Here is a 6,665-nt window from a genome sequence, read left to right on the forward strand (position 1 = left end):
GATTTAGGTGTTAGGTAGTGTCCGGGGCGTGCGCCCAGATATTCGCCGGCTATCTGTCGCCACGGTGCTCGTTTCCCTCGTGGCTGTGACGGGTTGCACAGGGGACTCCGACAAGCCCACCTTGGATGCGGCCACAAAACAGCTCATTGCGGACGGCGACACGCCGGGGCCCTGCTAAGGTCAGAACCTTACGACCGGTTCGGACGGCCCAAGCCGGAAGGTAGGGACCGCTCCCTTCGCCATTCGCCGACCGTGGCTGGGGCGCTCGACGCCGTGGCCCCCCTCCATTGAGTCGCGCTGTGCAGCCACGCCGAGCCCTCGGAACTGCGCGAGCATCTGGCCATCGTGGACGGTATGCCGGGCGGCGAGAGCCTGAACAGGCAAAGCAGGGTGCGCCAGTACTGCGAATGCATGACTGACCGACCTCGAATCAAAGACCAACTGTGACTAACTGACTAGCCGACCTGTGTGGCCGGATGCCGTATACGGTGCTGAGTACCTACACATGCCATGGGCCTCCGCTACCTGCGCGAACGCCTTGCCGATTAATTTGATGCGGACGCGGGCCGATCGCCTCCCCATAGCGCGGTGGCACCGAGCAAGCCAGCTCATGACCTACGCCACCAAGCGGACCGCGCGCAACCAGCTCGGCCAACTGATGTCCGCGGAACGGGTGCCGCTCTTCCTTCTCGGCGGGCATCAGGTGGTACGGCCGGGCAAGCTCGGCACCGAGGAAGCATCGAGCGCTACGACCGCCACGTGGAAGATCAGCCGCCCGATCTTGCCCGCGGCCACCACAGTTCACCTACGTAAACGCCCCGAAGCTGTCCTTGCCTCGGGGCGTTTACGTAGGGGACAACACCAACGACCACGTCACCACATGAGCGAGCCCCGCCTATCGGGATCGAGCCCTGCTGTTCTCAACGCAACGCGTGTGTAGCGGGAGAACTGACAAGCCGGACACGGCCACAGATGCTGAGCTCGGGCCTCATCAACTGTCATCTCAATCGCAAGGTCAGGTCGGCGCAGCAGGTTGCAGCGATAGCCATTAGCGGCGTGGTAGCGGGCAGGTGAGCCTCGGGTTCCCGAAACCCAAACGGGAAGTCCGCCCAGGACCTCGTCGCAGCGAAGGCTATCTATCCAAGAACCGAACGAACTAATTAATTCCTGACGGGTCCGATTATTCATATTCCCTCCAAGCTCTATACCCCTACCGGGTATGTGCATGCTACGCTTGCGCTTGGGCAAGAGTCAACTCTCCGTTGGGGGTTGCAAGCTATGCGTGCTCTGAACAGCAGTGATGCTGCCACCGCTAGAACGGGAGCATCGCACTTGTAGGCATCGCCTCTTGAATCGGCTTATGTCGTCCGCAGCCGGCGGTGACGCGGGACATGCACGGGATGATCATGCGACCGGCGAGGGCCGCTTAGAGTGTTCTTGCAGGTCATCCCTAACGGAGAACCGATACCGCCTCCGCTCTCCTAAAGCGGGTGCCGCAGGTTCGAATCCTGCCGGGGGCACGCATCTCGACCAGGCTTTGGCCTCTGACCTGCGGTTTCGCTGCCGCAGGTCTTTTGCTTTCCAGACCCTCGGTAGGCCGCCAGGAGTGGCTCTATGCAGCCGTAGGTCAGCGTTCTGGAGACATGTGGGGGATGATCTTGAAGGCATTCCCCGAGGTCAGTGCTGCAGTTTGGGGCCAGGCTGTCGCTATCGAGCCACTCGTCTCTTTCAGAAGGGCCAACCGCGCCCACGCCAAGCTCCGCGGCGAACGCGCAAACACCCAGCTGAAGAGCTGGAAGATCCTCCGAAAGCTACGCTGCAGCCCTTCCAAGGCCGGCCATCTGTGCAAGGCCATCGCCGTCCTTCAGAACCATCGCGTCACCCAGGCCGCATGAGGCTGAAATAGGTCAATCCGTCCCTGACCTACAACTCCGCGAGAATTCGCCGGCTGCTCGCCCCGGCACGCCTCGCGGGTTACCGTTGGGACCGTGGCAGACTCGGCCTGGTTCGGTTTCTATTATCCGCATGTGCGTTTCCGTGACGAGCGCTGGCTCAAGGTCACCGCTTTGTACTGGGACCGCATGTACAGGCTTTTCGACGACTTCCTCGCCTATGAGGATCCCAGCTGGCCGTACAGCAGCCACACCGAGGAGACGCTGACCGACGCCGGGTTCATTGGCGAGGCCCGCCCTGGCGAGGTGCACCGGCGGGGCGCCATGGGCGAGTTCGTCGAGCTGGCGCGCACTGTTGACCTGACGCCCTACCGAGTCGACCGCCTGGCCGACCATGAGCTGGCGGATGTCGACTACGTCGCGAACTGGAAGATCGATCGAGTGCTGATCGATTACCTCGTTCATGCCGGGCTCGGGTACGAGCGGAGCGGCCGCCTCTGGATGCACCAGGCCTTCGCCAATGCCTATCTGCTCCTTCTGGGAGCTTCTCTGGCGAAGGAGCGCGGCGCTGTTCCCGTGGGCGATAACGAGCTCGACCACCTGCGGGTCGGGCGGACGGCACGCGCACTGATAACGGCCGGACTGCCCGGCCGCACCGACCCCCTACCCGCGACCTCGGATGCGCATGAGGTGCTCCTGGTCGATCTAGCTGTCACCACCGTGATACCGCGGGATCTCGACGCGGTCCCGATCGAGAAGATTGTCGAGTTCCGCGACACGTACGCGGGTGAGCGGATGCGATTTCGCATCGCCGTGCACGACCTGCTCAAGGACGTCACCGAGCTCGAGCATGTCCACGATCCCGACGCACTGCGGGGTCACATACAGGCACGCTTCGAAACCGGCATGCGGCCCGCGCTCAAGGATCTCGAGCGCGCACTGCGCGGGCAACGCATCGACACCGCGCTCAGCACCGTGGACGTGCAGGCTGTGGCCCCGGCGGCTCTGACCGGGCTGCTCACCGCGCTGGCCGTTCAGCTCCCTGTGGGAGGCACCGTGGCCATCGCGGCCAGTGGCTACGCGCTCGGCCTCTGGCGCACGCTCCTCCAGCGGCGCAGGCAGAAGGAGCAGGTCCTGGACGGCTCCTCCCTGTCCTACCTTCACCATCTTCAGACGGATCTGGCGCCGCTCACCCTGATCGAGCGCCTTCAGCGGTCCGCGAGGCGATCATAAGATGGCGGCGTGCAACGCCTCGCCCTCTTTGACCTTGACCGAACGCTTCTCGACCTCGATGCCGCCTTCCGCCGATGGGCCGAGGAGTTCATAGAGCGACACCGCTTGGGCTCCGAGGGGCTCGCGTGGCTTGTCTCCCAAGATCGGGATACGCACCCACATCGCGATGTGTTCTTTAGTAAGGTCCGCGAACGCTTCGCGCTGACCGAGCCGGTCGAGGAGCTATGGGCTGGCTACCGCCGACGTATGCCTCACCTCGTGCAGTGCCACCCGGGTGTTCTAGCGGGCTTAGCCGACCTGCGGGGCGCCGGATGGCGGGTAGGGATCGTCACCAACGGCATGGCGGACAACCAACTCGGGCAAGCGAGCAAAGATCGAAACCTGTGGATCTGACGGGAAGGGGTGTACCTTCCCGAATCATCTGATCATGGTTTCGAGATTAGGCCGACGCGCCAACGTCGGTCGGGAAGGCACACCCGTGCTCACCGTAGTGCCCGAACTGCCTGCTGGCGACAGCCCGGCGGATTCCTCCTCATTGATCGACCAGATCCTGCGTTGAGCACCTCATGGACCGTCTCGCGCATCGTCCCAGCATCACAGGCCGCTGACCGCCTCCTCGGTGGTTCCGGCGATGGCGTAGGCACGCTCGAGGAGAACCGATTCGGTGGCGACGTCGATGCCGTAAACCTTCACCCGCACCAGCTTGAACCCGACCTTCCTGACCATCCGCAGCGTGGAGTCGCCCGTCCAGTCGAGCCTGACGTCCGTGTAGACCTCCGCGATCCTGTCCTCCGCAGGGTCCCGCTCAACCTTCTGGCCCGACGCCGGCACGGAGAACGTGGCGGTGACCAGCCCGCTCTCCAGGTCGTACAGGGCAATCTTGGGTTTGCGACCGGTGACGTAGACGGCCACGGTGCGCCCGTCGGCGTTCAGCGCGGCGGTGGCTGCGTTGTCGCCGATGAGCCGAGGCGGCACGACACTGGTGGTCCGCTTGCCGTTCAGGTCGTGAACGCTGAGCCTGCCGGACTTGTCGTCGTCCGTCCTGACGAGGATCTGGTCGCCGTCGCCGCTTAAGCTCAAGGCATCATCATGCACCGACACCCCCGGCACCTTGCCCAGCAGAGCGCCGGTGGCGGCGTCGTACACCCGCGCGGGATGGTCGGTGAAGCCGGCCCAGCAGCAGTCCACCGCCACGAGGGAGCCGTCATACGACATCGTCACGCGGGTGACATCGAGCTCCGACTTCGACGGCCACGCCTTGGCCTGCGAGACCCGCGTCCGGCCGTCAAGCTCGCGGACGACGAGCCGGGCGTCCTTGGCCCTGATGTAGGCGAGGCGGCGGCCGTCACCGCTGACGGCTACCGCGTCCGACCACCGGCCCGCCCCGCTGAGCGGGTGGCGCTTGCCGTCGGTCGTCCGATACCACCAAGGGCCACACCACGCGGCGTTACGCGGGTCCTTGGCGCAGTCGGAGGCGGCGGCGTACCGGATCGGGGCGGACATCCCGCCTGCGGGAACGACCGCACGGGCGGTACCCGGGACGACCACGAGTGCCGAGACGACAGCGAGCGCCCCACAAAGGATCTTCACACGGACTTGGACCTCTCATCGCTCCGCAAGGTTGATTGCGATCCAATAACGGACCCTGCGCTTCAGGCCTCCATGCCAGCGCGGGTTAGACGCAACGAGCAGGCTCCCCGTCCTCAGCCATCGTGCGCCGCACGCGTGCCGTTCCAGTGACGTCTAACCTCGGGCTTTCGCGGTGAATTTCGCGCGAGTTGATCGGTTACATAAGAAAAGCGCTTCTGAGCTGGGAGGATGGGGCTTGTCTAGAGTCCTGTCCACACCAGATCGAGAAGCACTTTCCACGTGAAGGCTATCGCCTCCCACCGCACGATCACTGCCTCCGCGGACGGCACCGGACTGCTGTCACATGCTGGAAGCCTGCTGCTGCTCAACCCTGCACATCACCGGCCTGGACCGGGCGCTGTCAGCTCAGCTGGAGCGCCGGCGACCAAGGCGCGCGGTGCACGACCCCGGCAAGATCGTGGCCGACCTGGCCGTCAGCCTCGCCCTCGGCGGAGACTGCCTGGCCGACTTCGCCCTGCTGCGCGCCCAGCCCGAACTGTTCGGCCCGGTGGCCTCCGACCCGACCGTCTCCCGCCTGATCAACCAGCTCGCCCGCGACGAAACCAAGGCACTCAAGGCCCTGCGCGCCGCTCGCGCCATCGCCCGCCAACAGGCCTGGGAACTGGCAGGGACCATGGCCCCGGGCAGTGACGGCGAGCTGATCCCCCTCGACATCGACGCCACCATCGTCATCGCCCACTCCGACAAACAACACGCCGCCCCGACCTGGAAACACACCTTCGGCTTCCACCCCATGACGGTCTTCGCCGACCACGGCCCGGACGGTTCCGGCGAACCCCTGGCCATCCTGCTCCGGCCGGGCAACACCGGCTCCAACACCGCCGCCGACCACATCGACGCACCCGCCTGGCTCTGACCCAGATGCCCAAGCACCGCAGGCGGCAGGTGCTCATCCGCACCGACTCCGGCGGCGGCACCCACGAGTTCCTGGCCTGGCTCACCAAACCTGGCCGTCGGCTGTCCTACTCGATCGGGTTCACCCTCACCGAGGAAATTCAGCAGGCCGTCCTGCGCCCGCCGAAGACCGGGTGGACGCCCGCCTACGACGCCGACCGGCAGATACGTCCCGGAGCCTGGGTGGCCGAACTGACCGGCCTGCTGGAGTTGTCCGGCTGGCCTAAGGGCATGCGCGTCATCGCTCGCAAGGAACGCCCGCACCCCGGCGCCCAACTGCGCTTCACCGACGTCGACGGCCACCGCGTCACCTGCTTCGTCACCGACGCCAAGCGCGGCCAGCTCGCCGACCTGGAGCTGCGGCACCGCCGCCGCGCCCGCGCCGAAGACCGCATCCGCTGCGCCAAGGACACCGGCCTGGCCAACCTGCCGCTGCACGACTTCGCCCGCAATCAGATCTGGTGCGAGCTCGTCGCCCCGGCCTGCGAACTTCTCGCCTGGATGCAGATGCCGGCCCTGCCCGGCACCGCCCCCCGCACCTACGAACCCAAACGCCTGCGCCTGCGGCTACTCGCCGTGGCCGGACGGCTGGTACGCGGCGGCCGCCGATTGCGCCTGCGCATCGCCGCCCGATGGCCCTGGGCCCGCGACATCCTCACCGCTCTGACCCGCCTGCAAGCCCTGCCGGCCCCGCCCTGACCAGCTACAAACCGACCCCACGACCAGGAAAGGACCCCACGGGCCTATGGAACCCCGCCCACCCGCCGCGACAGCCGGGCCAGCGTGCTGACCACAGCACGCATTCAACCTTCAGCCGGATCGTCCAACCGACCACACCAAGATCACGAAAGATCGAGGCTAAAGCAGGTGCCGCAGGTTCGAATCCCGCCGGGGGCACCACTGTGATGTCTCAGGACATCGGAAACCCTCGAACCTACGGGTTCGGGGGTTTCGTCTTGTTGGGGTTTACCTGAGGCTGGTAGTTGCGGGTGGGGT

The 6,665-nt window shown here is 65.7% G+C and carries 4 protein-coding genes and 2 pseudogenes; 5 read left to right on the plus strand and 1 reads right to left on the minus strand.

Going from position 1 to position 6,665, the window contains the following annotated elements:
- The first annotated feature begins 553 nt into the window (after positions 1–553).
- From ABZ297_RS07320 to ABZ297_RS07335, 4 genes and pseudogenes are all read left to right on the plus strand, one after another.
- Positions 554–940, plus strand: coding sequence for a DNA/RNA helicase domain-containing protein (locus ABZ297_RS07320; RefSeq protein ID WP_355340818.1), 387 nt, complete (start codon positions 554–556; stop codon positions 938–940).
- 784 nt (positions 941–1,724) lie between these two features.
- Positions 1,725–1,895 (plus strand): annotated as a pseudogene (locus ABZ297_RS07325) (IS5/IS1182 family transposase); the annotation flags it as partial.
- Between the two features lie 93 nt (positions 1,896–1,988).
- The gene (locus ABZ297_RS07330; protein ID WP_355340821.1) at positions 1,989–3,125 is read left to right on the plus strand and encodes a DUF6236 family protein; all 1,137 of its coding nucleotides are present in this window, start codon (positions 1,989–1,991) and stop codon (positions 3,123–3,125) included.
- Positions 3,126–3,134: 9 nt separating this feature from the next.
- Positions 3,135–3,518, plus strand: a complete 384-nt coding sequence (locus ABZ297_RS07335) for a haloacid dehalogenase-like hydrolase (RefSeq protein WP_355340824.1) — start codon at positions 3,135–3,137, stop codon at positions 3,516–3,518.
- Positions 3,519–3,719: 201 nt separating this feature from the next.
- Here the strand turns inward: ABZ297_RS07335 and ABZ297_RS07340 are convergent, their stop codons facing one another.
- Positions 3,720–4,628, minus strand: a complete 909-nt coding sequence (locus tag ABZ297_RS07340; protein WP_355340827.1) for a hypothetical protein — start codon at positions 4,626–4,628, stop codon at positions 3,720–3,722.
- Positions 4,629–4,994: 366 nt separating this feature from the next.
- On the opposite strand from ABZ297_RS07340, the pseudogene ABZ297_RS07345 reads away from it, so the two are divergent.
- Positions 4,995–6,368: pseudogene (locus tag ABZ297_RS07345) on the plus strand (IS1380 family transposase).
- Positions 6,369–6,665 lie beyond the last annotated feature (297 nt).

This window comes from Nonomuraea sp. NPDC005983, assembly GCF_040614375.1.
GTDB lineage: Bacteria > Actinomycetota > Actinomycetes > Streptosporangiales > Streptosporangiaceae > Nonomuraea.